This is a genomic window from Mariniphaga sediminis (assembly GCF_003573545.1).
GTDB classification, from domain to species: Bacteria; Bacteroidota; Bacteroidia; order Bacteroidales; family Prolixibacteraceae; genus Mariniphaga; species Mariniphaga sediminis.
The window spans coordinates 56,016-74,019 of the sequence record NZ_QWET01000001.1; the positions used below are offsets into that span (position 1 = coordinate 56,016).

The 18,004-nt window shown below is 41.5% G+C and carries 8 protein-coding genes; all 8 read left to right on the forward strand.

The window, feature by feature from the left end:
- Positions 1-3 precede the first annotated feature (3 nt).
- The 8 genes from D1164_RS00240 (at position 4) to D1164_RS00275 (ending at position 17,999) form a co-directional block, all read left to right on the forward strand.
- On the forward strand, positions 4-1,506 hold the full coding sequence (locus D1164_RS00240) for a SusD/RagB family nutrient-binding outer membrane lipoprotein (RefSeq protein ID WP_172594268.1): 1,503 nt from the start codon (positions 4-6) through the stop codon (positions 1,504-1,506).
- Between the two features lie 186 nt (positions 1,507-1,692).
- Positions 1,693-4,158 (forward strand): LamG-like jellyroll fold domain-containing protein, encoded by a 2,466-nt coding sequence (locus D1164_RS00245; RefSeq protein ID WP_119347927.1) that lies wholly within the window; start codon positions 1,693-1,695, stop codon positions 4,156-4,158.
- A 461-nt stretch (positions 4,159-4,619) separates the two neighbouring features.
- Complete coding sequence (locus D1164_RS00250; protein ID WP_119347928.1) at positions 4,620-7,538, forward strand: LamG-like jellyroll fold domain-containing protein; 2,919 nt, start codon at positions 4,620-4,622, stop codon at positions 7,536-7,538.
- Between the two features lie 18 nt (positions 7,539-7,556).
- On the forward strand, positions 7,557-10,472 hold the full coding sequence (locus D1164_RS00255) for a LamG-like jellyroll fold domain-containing protein (protein ID WP_119347929.1): 2,916 nt from the start codon (positions 7,557-7,559) through the stop codon (positions 10,470-10,472).
- Positions 10,473-10,928: 456 nt separating this feature from the next.
- Positions 10,929-11,498 (forward strand): RNA polymerase sigma factor, encoded by a 570-nt coding sequence (locus D1164_RS00260; protein WP_119347930.1) that lies wholly within the window; start codon positions 10,929-10,931, stop codon positions 11,496-11,498.
- Between the two features lie 182 nt (positions 11,499-11,680).
- Positions 11,681-12,805, forward strand: coding sequence for a FecR family protein (locus tag D1164_RS00265; RefSeq protein WP_172594269.1), 1,125 nt, complete (start codon positions 11,681-11,683; stop codon positions 12,803-12,805).
- Between the two features lie 230 nt (positions 12,806-13,035).
- Positions 13,036-16,344: a SusC/RagA family TonB-linked outer membrane protein gene (locus D1164_RS00270; RefSeq protein WP_172594270.1), complete on the forward strand. Its 3,309-nt coding sequence runs from the start codon at positions 13,036-13,038 to the stop codon at positions 16,342-16,344.
- Positions 16,345-16,367: 23 nt separating this feature from the next.
- The gene (locus D1164_RS00275; protein ID WP_172594271.1) at positions 16,368-17,999 is read left to right on the forward strand and encodes a SusD/RagB family nutrient-binding outer membrane lipoprotein; all 1,632 of its coding nucleotides are present in this window, start codon (positions 16,368-16,370) and stop codon (positions 17,997-17,999) included.
- The last annotated feature ends 5 nt before the right edge of the window (positions 18,000-18,004 follow it).

Genomic DNA, 18,004 nt, shown 5'->3' on the forward strand with positions numbered 1-18,004 from the left:
TTAATGGCAATAGGACCTAAAGAATACGCTGAGTTGTTTGCCTTTGGGGTGCATGAAGGGCTATCATGGACTACCACCGATAATATGAGCAGGATGTCAAGTACGTTGGTCTCAAATAATTGCGGATATATTTCCTGTGGTATACAGTCTTATGACCAGTATATGCAGGGAGTTGGCTGGCAGGATGCAGGGTTTCATGATGTTTACAGCCAGAGTTTGCCTGCTATTTTAAGTATTATGAGTGATGCAGAGCGGAAAGGAGATATGGTTTCGTATAGCCTTGCACAGATATGGAAAGTGTTCCAGTTACAGCGTGCAACCGATATCTGGGGATCCGTTCCTTATACGGAAGCCGGAAGCGGAAAAGAAGCTGTTGCTTATGACAATCAAAGAGATATTTATTACATGATGTTTGAGGAACTTGCCAGTGCAATGGACATTCTTAAAGGAGAATTGGCAAGTAATCCTGGATTAACCGTTTTTGGCCCTGGCGATAAGATTTATGCCGGCAATATTTCAAAATGGCTGAAATTTGCCAATACACTTCGATTAAGGATGGCTATACGGATTTCGAATGTTGAACCTGAAAAGGCAAAACAGGAAGCAGAAGCTGCTATTGCTGCAGGCCCTATGCTCGAAACCAATGCTGATGATGCGTTGTACCCGGTTGAAGACCTTAATGAAGAAGGCAATGGAATGCCCAGGATGGAGTCCTTTTATCAGGATGTTATGAGTACAAATATGGAAAGTCTGCTGAAGGGGTACAATGATCCCCGTATGGAAGAATTCTGGTCCCCGGTTGAATTGAACCCTGTGAACAGGAAGTTCCCTGAATTATATAAAAATAACATTGGCGGGTACCATGGTTTTTCAAGCGGTTCCAATCCCGAAGTATATACCTACTTCCGGGCATATTCCAAGTACGGTCCCCGTTTTCAGGACGGTAATCAATATAAAACTCCTATAAATGTAATGAATGCAGCCGAAGCTTATTTCCTGAAGGCAGAAGGGGCTTGGAGAGGTTGGAATATGGGAGGTACAGCAGAATCCTTTTATAAGAAAGGAATTGAAATATCCATTAAGCAGTGGAAAGGAACCACTTATCCAATGAGCGCCATTGATGATTATATTAATGGTACCTCAACACCGGTGGCTCCGGAGAACCCACCTTATTACGATCCGCCAATGACCGATATCCCGGTCAAGTTCTCATCTGACAAAACAAAACAGTACGAGCAAATCATGACTCAAAAATGGCTTGCATTGTTTCCCGTTAGTTTTGAGGCATGGGCTGAATTCAGAAGGACAAGACTACCCAAATTATATCCTAAAAAATATTCGGTTAATGCAAATATTAACCCATCAGCCGGACAAGTACAAACACGTTGCTCTTACGTAGAAAGTGAAAAAAATGCAAATACGGAGGAAGTAGAGAAAGCTGTCCAAATGTTAGGTGGTTCTGATCTGGAAAATATCCCGCTATGGTGGGATGTCAATCCTAACTAAGCCACGTTCTCAGAAAATAGGCATGAAGGATTTATTTCTTCATGCCTATCTCTAACAGCAGGATATATCTGGTCCTGCTCAGATACGAAACTTTTATAACAAGTATTCTAATAATAGAATATTTACTCTGGAGTAGAACTAACTATAATCAATATTTATAATAATTTTTAACTTAAAATTTTTGGTATGAAAAGAAAAGTTTACTTTTTGTTAGCAGGTGTATTTATGGCTATGCTCTCTTTTGCACAGGGACCAGTCGTATATTTACCTTTGGACAACGATTTAAGCGATGCCAGTGGCAACGGCAACGATGCAACGGATGCCGGAGTAATCGCTACCTCATTTGTGAATGATGCCGAACGAGGCATGGTAGCTTTCTTCGACACTGCTTCGCACGCCACATTACCTTTGGTCGATGCATTGAAATTTGGAGCCGGTCAGGATTTCTCTTTTGCCATGTGGATGAAGATAAATCGGATAGGCGGAGACCCTGTAATTATAGGAAATAAAGATTGGGGTAGTGGGCAGAACAAAGGTTTCTGTATGTACTCGAAAAATGCAGATGTTGTAGGTTCACCCAATTGCGGGATTAACTTTGGCGATGGTAAAACCGCTGTAGGCGGAAGCAACGAGCGGGTATACTGGACAGCTTTTGAGAATGGAGCGCCTGACTGTGTTGATGATAACTGGCATTTTGTAGCCGTATCGTTCGACCGTGACGACACTATCCGTGTCTGGATAGATGGCGAGCAACAGTACAGCAATGCAGCCTTGTCGTTAATGCCGGGTATGGCCTGGGACGATGACAACAATTATCCGTTTACGATAATGGAAGATGGCACGGGTACGTACAACGAAGGAGCAGGTCTGAAAGGTTATATTGATGAGTTGAGGGTTTGGAACCGGGTTATTACCGATGCCGATGTTCAGGAGATTTATGAATCATCTTCGGCCGGCGAGGGACCGGTTGTTTACCTTCCGTTAGACAATGATTTAACTGATGCCAGCGGCAACGGCAACGATGCAACGGATGCCGGAGTAATCGCTACCTCATTTGTGAATGATCCGCAACGAGGCATGGTAGCTTTCTTCGACACTGCTTCGCACGCCACATTACCTTTGGTCGATGCATTGAAATTTGGAGCCGGTCAGGATTTCTCTTTTGCCATGTGGATGAAGATAAATCGGATAGGCGGAGACCCTGTAATTATAGGAAATAAAGATTGGGGTAGTGGGCAGAACAAAGGTTTCTGTATGTACTCGAAAAATGCAGATGTTGTAGGTTCACCCAATTGCGGGATTAACTTTGGCGATGGTAAAACCGCTGTAGGCGGAAGCAACGAGCGGGTATACTGGACAGCTTTTGAGAATGGAGCGCCTGACTGTGTTGATGATAACTGGCATTTTGTAGCCGTATCGTTCGACCGTGACGACACCATCCGTGTCTGGATAGATGGCGAGCAACAGTACAGCAATGCAGCTTTGTCGTTAATGCCGGGTATGGCCTGGGACGATGACAACAATTATCCGTTTACGATAATGGAAGACGGCACGGGTTCATACAACGAAGGAGCAGGTCTGAAAGGTTATATTGATGAGTTGAGGGTTTGGAATCGTGTTATTACCGATACTGATGTTCAGGAGATTTATGAACCACTTTCTGTCGGCGACGGACCGGTTGTTTATCTTCCGTTAGACAATGATTTAAGCGATGCCAGTGGCAACGGCAACGATGCTACCGATGCAGGAGCGATAGCTACTTCATTTGTGAATGATCCGCAACGAGGTATGGTTGCTTTCTTCGACACTGCTTCGCACGCCACATTACCTTTGGTCGATGCATTGAAATTTGGAGCCGGCCAGGATTTCTCTTTTGCCATGTGGATGAAGATAAATCGGGTAGGCGGAGACCCTGTAATTATAGGAAATAAAGATTGGGGTAGTGGGCAGAACAAAGGTTTCTGTATGTACTCGAAAAATGCGGATGTTGTAGGTTCACCCAATTGCGGGATTAACTTTGGCGATGGTAAAACCGCTGTAGGCGGAAGCAACGAGCGGGTATACTGGACAGCTTTTGAGAATGGAGCACCCGACTGTGTTGATGATAACTGGCATTTTGTAGCCGTATCGTTCGACCGTGACGACACCATCCGTGTATGGATAGATGGCGAGCAACAGTACAGCAATGCAGCCTTGTCGTTAATGCCGGGTATGGCCTGGGACGATGACAACAATTATCCGTTTACGATAATGGAAGACGGCACGGGTACGTACAACGAAGGAGCAGGTCTGAAAGGTTATATTGATGAGTTGAGGGTTTGGAACCGTGTTATTACCGATACCGATATTCAGCAGATTTATTCTCCTATTACCAGTATTTACCAGAGGCCATCAGTATCGCTAAGTTCTGTTGTTTATCCGAATCCTGCCAACAGTGAAGTAAATCTCAAATTCAATTCAAAAAAATCAGGAACGGCACAGATTTCCATTTATAACAGCGCTGGTATGTTACAGAAAGGATTTTCATATTCAACAGTTTCCGGACAAAATATAGCCACTTTTGATGTTAGAGGATGGAGAACTGGAATTTATTTAGTAAGAGTAGCTTCTGAAAGTAATTCTGAAACTGTTCGTTTGGTGGTAACTGAATAATATTTTTTTGTTCTGGTAAATTTGAACAAAAGAATCTAATTTTAATTTGCCCCTCTCTCAACAGTATCAGGGGGAGGGGCTTTTTTATGAAATATCCTCACGAAATAAGGTGGGGCAAGCATAAATGCAAATTTATATTCGATGGTTGTTGGCTTTTCTGAATCTCTTGCTATTGATAACTGGGAGGAATGAGATGTTCGATGCAAAATATAAAATCTGGTTTATAAAAACTTTATAGAATGAAGTGAGCATGATTAGAAAAAACACCAGGGATAAATGACTATTTGTCAATCATGGAATTCCATGCGACAATTAAAAAACTAAAAGAAAAAAATGTATGAAACGAACATGAATTTTAATTCTTTAAATTCACAAACAAGAAGAATTAAAATTGACTTAGGTCGAACTTCGTTTCATCGGGAGTTACATCGAATACAAACGAAATAAACAATTTTAGTGAGATGAAAACACAGTATATTATTTTACTTTTTGCTCTTTTCTGTATCGGGCATATTAGTGCACAAGACAAAATTCAAACTGATGGGCAAATTCCTATACTCGGATGGTATAGTATTCCTCCACATGAAACTACTGTAGCCCGGTATACCGAGATGAAAGATGCGGGGTTTTCGCTTAGTTTTACATTCTTTGGAAGTGCTGATCATGTTCAAATGGCTTTGGATACTGCTGAAGCAGTGGGGATGAAAATTGTTATTAGGTGTCCCGAACTTAGGAGTGATCCTGAAAATACAGTCCTCCGTTTTATGGACCATCCTGCATTGGCAGGATATTACCTGGACGATGAACCTTCTATGAGTGAATTTGCCGGCCTTGGTGAGTGGGCAAAAAGGATACAGGCTGTTGATTCGGTTCATTTTTGTTATGTAAATCTTTATCCCAATTCTACCCCATCATTTAGGCTTGGAACTTCAGATTACAAACTTTACGTGAAAAATTTTTATGAGACGGTCCCACAACAGATTTATTCCTATGACCATTACCCTTTTACAGGTGATTCGTTAGGTAAATTTAGTGAACTTTACTATGATAACCTCGAATTTTTTTCCGATGAAGCGAAAAAAGCGGGAAAGCCATTTTGGGCATTTGCCATGGCTACAGCAATTTATGGGACATTCCCTATACCTACAACTGCAGCCCTCCGTTTACAGATGTTTAGCAGCCTGGCATACGGGGCACAGGGGTTACAATATTTTACTTATTGGACTCCTCCCTGCGGTGATGACGAATGTTTCCATGATGGTCCGATATATAATGGGGAACGTACGCCCGTGTATTATAAAGTACAGCAAGTCAGCAAAGAAATCCAGGGGCTTTCGGGAGTTTTTTTAGGCTCCGGTGTTGTTTCTGTCCGCCATACGGGTAGTATCCCACAGGGAACAACCAGGTTGACAGAGCTTCCGGAACAGATCAAAGTATTGGAAATATCCGGGCAGGGGGCTGTTGTTTCGGTACTTGAGCGTGACTCACTGGCTTTTCTGGCAGTAGTAAACCGCGACTTCCGGAACTCAATGGATCTGACAATCAAAGGTGATTCCAGTGTCCGGCGTGTGCTTAAAGACGGAACGCTGGTGCCGGCAGAAATTAAACATATACGTACGATTGCCGTTGAGCCTGGCGATATAGCCGTTTTTGCCTGGCCCAAAGGTGACTCCATTCGTTTTAAGCCGCTAAAAGGCCAGTTGATACACCTTACGCTTGATTATGATTTGAAGGATGTGAGCGGGAACGGTATAAACGGTATTGATGTGGGGACTGAGGCAGCCGCGTTTGTTGATGATCCGAACAGGTACAGGGTGGCAAACTTTACCGAGAACTCGTATGTAGCTTTCCCTGACACATCTGCCTTACATTTTGGAACAGAAGACTTTTCTTTTGCTGTTTGGGTGAAGTTTCCTGCTGTTGGGGGAACCCCGGTTATTTTAAGCAATAAAGATTTTTCCAGTGCAACAGGGGCAGGTTTCAGCCTTTACCTTGATCATGCAGATACTCCCGGGAGTAAACAATGGGGGGTAAGTTTTGCAGATGGCAGCGGGAATACACTAAAGTGGGAAGCATCGGATCACGGGGGTGCCAGTATTGCAGATGACCAATGGCATTTTATAGCGGTATCGTTTGAGCGTAACGGGATGATGACAGTTAACCTGGACGGGGAACTGATGGATGGGGCGATGGATATGTCTGTATGCCCGGGAAGTGCTTACGAAGCCGGGCACGCTTACCCGTTAACACTGCTTCAGGACAGGACCGGGGCTAACCCGGACAAAGTATCCGGTAATGTTGATGACTTTCGGTTGTGGGGCCGGGCGTTAACAGAAGAAGAGATGTCAACTGTTTATGTATCAGATACCACAGGAAAAGACAGAGAACTGGTTTACCTCCCGCTGGACAGTGATTTGAAGGATGCCAGCGGGAATGGTTACGATGCTACGGATGCAGGAACGGTTGCCACGACATTTGTCAGTGATCCTGACCGGGGACAGGTAGCATATTTTGATCGTTTGTCGCATGCTGCATTACCCAAGGTTGATGACTTGCGGCTTGGTACCCGTGATTTTTCATTTTCGCTATGGATTAAATGTTCAGCAGCACCTTATACCCCGGTGATAGTAAGTAACAAGGACCTGGGTGCGCTCGGAGCAACACGAAAGAAAGGTTTTGCTTTTTTCACGAACGAGTCCAACAAATCTTCCGGAGACAGGTGGTCGGTGAATTTTGCAAACGGAGAAACGGAAGAAGGGGGTAGCGGAGAGGCTATACGGTGGAACGCGAAAGACAACAATATACCTACCATTGCAGATGATAAATGGCACTTTGTGGCTATTTCATTTGACCGTGACAAAACGATGGACATATACCTGGATGGGGAGTTGCAACCCGGTTCTCTGGATATCGGGGTAATGGCCAATGGAATGGCGCATGATGATGTTAATGATTACCCCATTATGCTGATGCAGGATGGCAGTGGTAAATTTTGGATGGATATACCGGCCAGCATGGACGAATTCCGGTTTTGGGGACGGCCGCTTAAACCATCGGAGGTAAGAAGTTTATATAATAATGAACTGGTCACATCAACAGAAGAAGTCTTACAGAAAGGTGAATCTGCTCTTGAAATGCGGGTTTACCCGAACCCGGCAAGTTCAGTTGTCACGGTTACTTTCAATTCGAAAAGATTTGGAGACGCAAAAGTCATGATATATAATACCTTGGGGACATTGGTTAATGAGATTCCGGTTACGGCGGAGCAGGGAATAAATCGGACAACCTTTGATGTTAATGAATGGGTAACGGGCATTTACCTGGTACGGATTGTAAACGGTGAAAAATCGGAAACCATTCAAATGGTTGTTTCCAAATGAAAAACAAAAATCATTGAAATGAAAAACTTATCAATCATCTTATTCCTTTCTTTTGTATTGACAGGTATAAATGTTCATGCACAAGATACTTTAAAAACAGAAGGGCAGATACCGATATTGGGATGGAATGAAAGCCCTCCTCCGGAAAATACAGTGGACAGATTTGTTGAAATGAAGGAGGCTGGATTCAGCTACAACTTTACTCGTTCATATTATGATATTTCATCTGCAACAAATTTACTGGATACCGCAGAAATGGCGGGAATAAAATTATTTGTCTGGTGTCCTGAATCGGAAAGTGACCTTGAGAATACAGTTAGAAGTGTTATGAACCATCCTGCACTGGCAGGATATTATCTGAGAGATGAACCTCCTATGAGTGATTTTGCTGCCCTCGGTGAGTTGGCAAAAAGGATTCAGGCTCTTGACAGTGTACATCCATGTTATGTAAATCTTCATCCCAATTATGCCCAATCATCTCATTTGGGAACATCGAGTTATGAAACTTATGTGAATACATTTATGAATACAGTTGATCTCCAGTTTTATTCATTCGACCATTACCCAATACTGGCTGTTGATTCGGTTCGTTACTTAAGACCGGAATGGTATGAAAATCTGAAGATCTTTTCTGACGAAGCAAAAAAGGCGGGAAAACCTTTCTGGGCTTTTGCTTTGACCACTTCTCACTGGAGTTATCCGGTACCAACTGTTGCGGATTTAAGGCTTCAGATGTTTAGCAACCTGGCTTACGGGGCACAGGGATTGCAATATTTTACTTACTGGACAACCTACCTGCCGTTTTATAATGGGCCGATAGACATAAACGGCAACAGGAGTGTTGTATATTACCGGGTCAAGCAGGTTAATGAAGAAATCCAGGGGCTTTCGGGAGTTTTTTTAGGCTCCGGTGTTGTTTCTGTCCGCCATACGGGTAGTATCCCACAGGGAACAACCAGGTTGGCAGAACTCCCGGAACAGGTCAATGTATTGGAAACATCCGGGCAGGGGGCTGTTGTTTCGGTACTTGAGCGAGACTCACTGGCTTTTCTGGCAGTAGTAAACCGCGACTTCCGGAACTCAATGGATTTGACAATCAAAGGTGATTCCAGTGTCCGGCGTGTGCTTAAAGACGGAACGCTGGTGCCGGCAGAAATTAAACATATACGTACGATTGCCGTTGGGCCTGGCGATATAGCCGTTTTTACCTGGCCCAAAGGCGATTCCATTCGTTTTGAGCCGTTAAGAGGCCAGTTGATACACCTTCCGCTTGATTATGATTTGAAGGATGTGAGCGGGAACGGTATAAACGGTATTGATGCGGGAACCGAGGCCGTTACATTTGTCGATGACCCCCAAAGGCACAGGGTGGCAAACTTTACCGAGAACTCGTATGTAGCTTTCCCTGACACATCTGCCTTACATTTTGGAACAGAAGACTTTTCTTTTGCTGTTTGGGTGAAGTTTCCTGCTGTTGGGGGAACCCCGGTTATTTTAAGCAATAAAGATTTTTCCAGTGCAACAGGGGCAGGTTTCAGCCTTTACCTTGATCATGCAGATACTCCCGGGAGTAAACAATGGGGGGTAAGTTTTGCAGATGGCAGCGGGAATACACTAAAGTGGGAAGCATCGGATCACGGGGGTGCCAGTATTGCAGATGACCAATGGCATTTTATAGCGGTATCGTTTGAGCGTAACGGGATGATGACAGTTAACCTGGACGGGGAACTGATGGATGGGGCGATGGATATGTCTGTATGCCCGGGAAGTGCTTACGAAGCCGGGCACGCTTACCCGTTAACACTGCTTCAGGACAGGACCGGGGCTAACCCGGACAAAGTATCCGGTAATGTTGATGACTTTCGGTTGTGGGGCCGGGCGTTAACAGAAGAAGAGATGTCAACTGTTTATGTATCAGATACCACAGGAAAAGACAGAGAACTGGTTTACCTCCCGCTGGACAGTGATTTGAAGGATGCCAGCGGGAATGGTTACGATGCTACGGATGCAGGAACGGTTGCCACGACATTTGTCAGTGATCCTGACCGGGGACAGGTAGCATATTTTGATCGTTTGTCGCATGCTGCATTACCCAAGGTTGATGACTTGCGGCTTGGTACCCGTGATTTTTCATTTTCGCTATGGATTAAATGTTCAGCAGCACCTTATACCCCGGTGATAGTAAGTAACAAGGACCTGGGTGCGCTCGGAGCAACACGAAAGAAAGGTTTTGCTTTTTTCACGAACGAGTCCAACAAATCTTCCGGAGACAGGTGGTCGGTGAATTTTGCAAACGGAGAAACGGAAGAAGGGGGTAGCGGAGAGGCTATACGGTGGAACGCGAAAGACAACAATATACCTACCATTGCAGATGATAAATGGCACTTTGTGGCTATTTCATTTGACCGTGACAAAACGATGGACATATACCTGGATGGGGAGTTGCAACCCGGTTCTCTGGATATCGGGGTAATGGCCAATGGAATGGCGCATGATGATGTTAATGATTACCCCATTATGCTGATGCAGGATGGCAGTGGTAAATTTTGGATGGATATACCGGCCAGCATGGACGAATTCCGGTTTTGGGGACGGCCGCTTAAACCATCGGAGGTAAGAAGTTTATATAATAATGAACTGGTCACAGCAACAGAAGAAGTCTTACAGAAAGGTGAATCTACTCTTGAAATGCGGGTTTACCCGAACCCGGCAAGCGGATTAGTAAATGTAGATTTTAATTCAAAGAAGGCCGGAGATGCTTATGTGCTGGTATTCAGTAATACAGGTGTATTGGTTAAAGAAATTCCACATCCTGTGATTAATGGATTGAATAAAGTAGACTTTAATGTAAGTGGATGGCCCACCGGAATTTATTTGGTTCGGGTAGTATCTGGGGCTGATTCAGAGTCTATTCGTATGGTTGTTACGAAGTAGTAAATAATTAACATATTGCATTATACGTTGGTTAAAAGGGGCTGTTTCTGTAGAGATGGCCTCTTTATAATAGATTTATTTTATATCGATTGCTCGTTGTTCCTTTTTCTTTACCTTGTCATCCCAATTCTATTTTTGGTGTTTTCGTATATGAAAAAACGATAAATATTTTATATTAGATCCCTTGTATTTTCCAATTAATGCTCTCTAATGACAATTTAAATAATGGAGAAAATTATATTTTCCTTATTTGCGAATCATAAACAAATTTTAATAAGTTTGAAAAGATTATATGCTGGTTTTGATGGATTGCTAAAGGAGGATTATGTCTTTTATATTTGAAAAATTACTTTTGAATTTATGCTGACTTAATTCAGGAACATCATTTCTTTTTTTGACAAGTATAAGTTCCAAAGGCTTTTGGAAAGGGGGAAAGAAAGAATTTAAGTTATATTCATGGATAACCTAACAGAGAAAGCACTTTATAAAGCCCTAAAATCGGGGCAACCAGAAGCTTTTAATGCTCTTTATTATAAATACCATAAAAAGCTTTTTGCTTTTATCTATAAGTTCCTGAAGAACTGGCACGATACAGAAGACTTGGTTCAAAAGGTTTTTGTAATAATCTGGGAAAAAAAAGAAAACATCGATCTCAACAAATCATTTAATAACTATATTTTCATAATAGCCAGGAACGAGGTGTATGATTTTTTGAAGAAGAAGGCATTAATGGACTATTGTGATGACTATGCTCTGAGTAATATAAAACAGACCGAAGAAGGTATTGAAACAAAAAGAATAGTAGAAACCATTTATTCACTTATAAAAAAGTTGCCTGAAAGAAGGCGGCAGATTTTTTTACTGAACAGAGATCACGGATTGACTTATAAACAAATTGCAGTGCGACTAAATATTTCGGAAAATACCGTAGATACACAGATCCGCAATGCATTAAATTTTTTACGGGGTGAACTTCCCAGGTATTTAAAAGTAATGGTTTTGTTTCTTATCGATACCATTATTTAATCTCTATAAAAAAATTTTTACATTTTCCCTTCACGGAAAAAGGAATATAACCAGTACTAACAATGTGCGGTTTCTAATTCATATATGGTTAACTAATCCGGATGATTAAAATAGGATATCCGGATTTGGTGATAGCCAGTTAAGTTTTATCGGGATTAAGCTGTACGATGAAAAATTTCAATATGCAAAGAAAAGATAGAATAATTGAATTGTTTGAAAAGTTAATTTCAAATCAGGCAGTCAGCAAAGAAAAGGAAGAACTTTTTCAGCTTATAAACAGCGAAAATATTGATGAGATGGTGTTTGCGTGGCTGAAAGATAACTGGGATAATGTTAAATACGATCAACTTAATATATCATCAAAAGCGATACTGGATAAAATCCATGATAAGTTAGAAATTGAAGAGTCCACTGATTTGCGCAGGAAAAATCCTACAGGAGTACGGAAGATTATCCTGACCACTATGAAATATGCAGCAGCTTGTATATTGGGTTATGTAATACACCTGCTAGTCATTGCCCAAACTGATGAAAATTTGAACAAAGACATAATCCCTCAAACGGTTCAGTATAATGAAATAAACGTTCCCAAAGGTTCAAAATCTTATATCGTCCTGTCAGATAGTACAAAAGTTTGGTTGAATGCAGGCGCTAAACTTAGGTACCCTACAGATTTTCAACGGAACACAAGAAAGGTTTTCCTGGAAGGAGAGGCTTTCTTTAATGTTTCAAAAAAAGGGGAAATGCCTTTTTTAGTAAATACTACCGGAATAGATATAAAAGTGCTGGGCACTCAGTTTAATGTAAAAGCTTATGCTGATGATAACAGTATTGAAACAACATTGCTGGAAGGATCGATTGAAATCATAGGACTTAAATCTGATAAAGAAGGTGAAAGTAACCTGATGCTGGAACCAGGTCAAAAGCTGGTATTGCTTAAAAATGAGAATATCCACCAGGTTTCGGATGTGTCATCTGAAAAGCAGCCTGAAAACGAAAATGTTACAGAGAGTATTCCAGTCAAAATAAAACGTGCCCAGGTTATAACTCTTAATGATACAGAACCTGAAGTATCATGGAAAGAAGACAAACTGATTTTTAATAAAGAACGGTTTGGTGAGATAAAAGTGAAACTAGAACGCTGGTATGGCGTGAATATAAATGTGAAAGACAGTGAAATACTAGATTACAGGTTTACAGGAACCTTTGATAAAGAAACATTTGAACAGGCAATGTTCGCTTTAAAACAAGCAGCAAAGTTTGATTATTCAATAAAGAAGAAAAATGTAACCGTTAAACGGAACTAAGCTCTTTTTTACTATGCGAATATTATTTTCTGGAACAATAAAATTATTAGCCTATGTGAATAAACTAAGAAATTAAAATGGGGTGAAGAATATGCACCATTCTCCACCCCAAGACTGTGTAAAATCATTCAATTTAAAATTCATTAACACATTTCAATCTTATGAAAAAAAAATCTCATTTACAAGGGATAGGAGTATTTTTTTCTCTGTTCCCAAAAACTTGGTTGATTATGAAACTAACATTTTTACTAATTCTGTTTTGTGTTTTTCAGTCTTGGGCTGTAGTATCACAGAATACAGTAGCAACTATTAATATTAAAAATGTTCCGCTTGAACAGTTTTTTTCTTCAGTGGAAGAGCAAACTTCCGTGAAGTTTCTTTACCGCTATGAAAATGTTGAAGGGAAGTTAGTTAGTGTCAATATGAAAAACGCATCGGTTGATAAATTGCTGGATGTAGTTTTAACGGATAAGGGATTGACTTATAAACACATGAGAAATAACTTAATTGTTATTGTTGAAGGTGAAGAAAAAGCAGTAACCGGAAAAGTAGTCGATGGGAATAATCTGCCTCTCACGGGTGTCAATGTTATTATAAAAGGAACCCTTCAGGGGACAGTTACTGACCTTGACGGTAATTTTGAGATAACTGTTCCAAACGATCAGACCGTGTTACAGTTTTCGTTTATAGGGTTTATCATGCAGGAAGTATTAGTTGGCGACCAGTCGGCAATTTACGTAACTCTACAAGAAGATACCAAATCGATCGAAGAGGTAGTCGTTACTGCCTTGGGTATTGAAAAGAAAAAGAAAACCCTGACATATGCAACCCAGGAGGTTGATATGGAAGGGATAACTACTGTGAAAGACGTTAGTCTTGGTAATGCATTGGCCGGAAAGGTTGCCGGGGTTTCAATTACTTCTTCTTCCGGTGCAAGTGGTGTTTCCGGCGATCCCCGTATTATCATCCGTGGCGATCGTTCCATACAAAACAACAACCAGCCACTTGTTGTAATTGACGGGATACCTCAGGCTTTTGCCGAGAGTATTGCCCCTTTTATGCAAGGCCAGCCTCAGCCGCCATTAGATAATTTGTCGAGCATTAACCCCGATGATATTCAGAGTTTAAACGTACTGAAAGGCCCTGCTGCCTCAGCTTTATATGGGTCGAGCGCCAACAACGGGGTAATCGTGATTACGACAAAAAGAGGAGTGAAAGGTAAGCCCCGGATTACAGTTAATTCTGTTACCAGTTTTGATCTCCCGTATTTATATCCTGAGTTTCAAAATGAATATGCACAAGGTGCCAGCGGAATTTATCAGGCGACTGCTGCCAATACAAGTTGGGGCCCCAAAATGACAGGGCAAAGTGTTCAAAACTGGAAAGGGGAAACAGTAACATTATCTCCTCAGCCCGATAATGTTAAAGATCTTTTTTCAGTAGGTTATAACCTGACAAATAGTTTTTCATACAGTGCCGGTACCGAAAAATCATCTTCTTACTTTTCGTATAGTAATACTACAGCAAGAGGAGTATTGGAAGACAATAAAATGGTAAGACACAACTTTAATTTGCGCCTTACTGCAGAGTTGATGGAAAACCTGAATATGGATTTTAAAATTACTCACTTCCGCCAGACTGTAAAAGACCAGCCTACCTCAGGGGACAATCTTTTTAGCCCCATGTGGCAGTTGGTTAAAATGCCACGGAGCATGCGGACTTCTGATATTGAAAATGGCTCGTATGTAACAGAAATGGGAAAACTTACGCAGAATACCTGGGCGCCGGAATCAACAGATAACATTAACCCGTATTGGGCGATGGAAGGTTTTGAACTGCCCAGCGCTCTTAACCGGGTAAATAGTTTTTTGAGTTTGCGCTACAATTTTTCTGAAAGTTTATACCTGCAAGTCCGTGGAGGAATGAATATATCTAATTCAGACAACGAGGAAAAAACATATTGGGGCACCCCGTACATTTATTCCGGCTTCGGAAATTATAAAACCTCATTTGATAAAATCCAAAATCTGAATAGTGATATTTTATTGGGATTTGATAAAGAGTTAAATAAAGATTTCCGGGTTGGCCTTAATTTAGGTGCTGAGGTGAAAGATATGCAACGGAGAGGCCAGTGGGCAGAAGCAAGGGGCTTGTCTATGTTGAACAAATTTGCATTAAATTTTGCCAGAAATATTATTACCGAGGATCTTGAAACACGGATTCAAAAACAGTCAATTTACGGGATGGGACAGTTTAGTTTCCGGAATTATTTGTTCCTGGATGTAACGGCACGAAGAGACTGGAGTTCAACCCTGCCGGAACCTCATGATTATTTTTACCCGTCAGTTGGGCTGTCCGGAATTATTAGCGATATGATTGACCTTCCCGATGCAATTACTTTTATAAAACTACGCGGTTCCTATGCCGAAGTTGGTAATGATGCCGGATTTGCCAGTATATTCCAGGCATATAACAGCGATTCAAGTGGCCCTCTTGGAATGATTACCCCGAAAAGCACAAAAGTTGCCGAACAACTTATTCCGGAAAAAACCAAATCTTGGGAAGCCGGCGCCGACCTGAAGTTTTTTGACAACAGGTTGGGACTCGATTTTACCTGGTATAAATCGAATACGTATAACCAGTTAGTGCGGATTACCAATCCTCCATCATCCGGTTTTAGTTCTGCATGGCTTAATTGTGGAAATATCCAGAATACCGGGGTGGAAATTATGGTGTATGCAACACCCGTTAAAACACACAATTTCAAATGGGATGTAAACTTTAATTTTGCACGTAATAAGAATAAAGTTATTGAACTTACTGAGTTTATAGACAGGTATGAGATTGAAACACCCAACTTGTCAATGGGGGAAACATGGATTATCGAAGGCAGGCCATTCGGAGAGATATTTACCTACGGTTTTAAGCGCAATGCGAATGGAAAAATTATTGTTGGTTCTAATGGTATTCCGCTTATCGATCATGGAAAAGCCGACGTTTATTTAGGAAATTTCAATTACGATTGGAGAAGTGGGCTCACCAATAGTTTTAGCTACAAAAATTGGCATATGTCATTCTTAATCGATTTAAATTATGGCGGCGTACGGCAATCAGCTACCGAGGCTATGATGTTAAGTGCCGGAACAAGTAAAGCTTCTTTGGTTGGGCGTGAAGAAGGTATTGTTGTTGATGGGGTAAAAGAAGATGGCAGTGTGAACGATATCAACATCAGTGCAGAAGATTATTACAAATCTGTTGGCGGAAGGATTAATAGTGGCACAGGAGAACTGTTTAACCATGATGCAACCAATTCCAGGTTACGTGAATTTTCGTTGGGGTATAATTTTCCCATAAGAAATTCTGTTATAAAATCATTAAGAATATCTGCTGTTGGGCGTAACCTGTTTTACATCTATAATGGCTGTAATTGGTTTGACCCGGATGTTTCTTATGACGTAAGTACAAACGGACAAGGTGCAGAAAGTGCTTTCCTGCCCGGAACAAGGACTCTTGGATTTAATGTCAAAATCTCCTTATAATGATTAACTTAAAACTTAAGGACATGAAAAATATATTTCAGATAAAAAAACATTTATACGTGATAATGTCAGGTATAATTTTGGGAACAGCACTGTTATATTCTTGCACGGATAATTTTGCTGAATACAATACCGACAAAACGGAGGTGATGCAGATAGGTCCGGAACAATTGCCTTCCCTTTTTTCAAAAACACAGTATGAAGGAAGCAACTGGCTTACAACCGATAACTATGTCCGGATGTCAGGTGCGGCAGCAATGCATTTATGTGGTTTTATGGCCGTTCCTTCCTCATGGGGCGGACATAATGAATTAAGAAAAGGATGGTGTGATGCCGGTTTTGAGAAAATGTATTCTCAAGGACTTCCTCCTCTTTTTTCAATTCTGAATATGACACAAGGTGAAGATGGTTATGAGGCGGAATATGGAGTCGCTTTAATATGGAAGGTATTCCTGATGCACCAGTTAGCTGATATTTGGGGACCAATTCCTTATACAAAAGCTTGTTCAGGTGAAAAAACAATTCCGTACGAAAGCCAGAAAGATGTGTATTACCTGATGTTTGAGGATTTAAAAACAGCTGTCGATATCCTGAAATCACGCCAGGGAGAAAATGCTTTTGGAGATGGCGACCTGATTTTTAATGGAGATGTCTCGAAATGGACAAAACTGGCAAATACCTTGCGCTTACGTTTAGCTATGCGTATTTCTAATATCGATTCTCAAAAAGCCAAAGTAGAAGCAGAGGCAGCCGCCGCAGAACAAACAATGGCCTCCAATGACGACGATGCATTTATGAATGTTGTGGGGCTGAACAGAGGAAATGGAATATCTCGTGTGGTACCCTGGATTGCAATGGTAATGAGTGCAAGTATGGAAAGCGTCCTTAAAGGGTATGCTGATCCGCGTATGGAGAAATTTTTCTCTGCTGTTAAATACGACGAAGTTTTCGACGGGGACGGGTATCCCGAAGAATTAAAAGCCAACACGGGGGGGTATCATGGAATGGCCAATGGCTATGCGCAGGAGAGTGAAATAAACTATTTCAAATCCTACTCTAATTTTGGCGCCTATTTTGAGCACGATAACCATGAAGTTCCTATTAATATTATGCATTCAGCGGAGACCTGGTTCCTGAAAGCAGAAGGTGCCTGGCGCGGATGGAACATGGGAGGAGATGCTAAATCATTCTACGAAAAAGGGATTGAGGTTTCCATAAAGCAATGGAGGGGAAATGGAATTTCAGAGGATTCTATTCAGAGTATTGTAAACAGTATGAATACGCCTGTTGCTCCCAATAATTATGGGTACAACGACCCGGCAATGACTGACATCCCGGTTAAATTTTCGGCTGATAGCGAAAAACAATATGAACAGATTATCACTCAAAAGTGGTTAGCGCTCTATCCAATTAGCTTTGAGGCCTGGTCTGAATACAGAAGGACACGCCTGCCCAAAATTTATGCTAAAAAAACTTCTGCAAATGGAAGAATAGATCTTTCTAAAGGGATGATTATTACGCGGTTTATGTTTACTGATAGCGAAAAAGCATCTCAACCGGGAGAGGTTGATAAAGCAGTTCAGTTATTGGGTAACGGGAATGAAGATTTAGATAATGTTCCTTTATGGTGGGATGTAAATCCTAACGGGAATTAGCAGAT

Bases quoted from the DNA above. Each gene is read 5' to 3' on its own strand.
- D1164_RS00245 (WP_119347927.1), top strand. From the start codon at position 1,693: ATGAAAAGAAAAGTTTACTTTTTGTTAGCAGGTGTATTTATGGCTATG.
- D1164_RS00275 (WP_172594271.1), top strand. From the start codon at position 16,368: ATGAAAAATATATTTCAGATAAAAAAACATTTATACGTGATAATGTCA.
- D1164_RS00265 (WP_172594269.1), top strand. From the start codon at position 11,681: ATGCAAAGAAAAGATAGAATAATTGAATTGTTTGAAAAGTTAATTTCA.
- D1164_RS00250 (WP_119347928.1), top strand. From the start codon at position 4,620: ATGAAAACACAGTATATTATTTTACTTTTTGCTCTTTTCTGTATCGGG.
- D1164_RS00260 (WP_119347930.1), top strand. From the start codon at position 10,929: ATGGATAACCTAACAGAGAAAGCACTTTATAAAGCCCTAAAATCGGGG.
- D1164_RS00240 (WP_172594268.1), top strand. From the start codon at position 4: ATGGCAATAGGACCTAAAGAATACGCTGAGTTGTTTGCCTTTGGGGTG.
- D1164_RS00255 (WP_119347929.1), top strand. From the start codon at position 7,557: ATGAAAAACTTATCAATCATCTTATTCCTTTCTTTTGTATTGACAGGT.
- D1164_RS00270 (WP_172594270.1), top strand. From the start codon at position 13,036: ATGAAACTAACATTTTTACTAATTCTGTTTTGTGTTTTTCAGTCTTGG.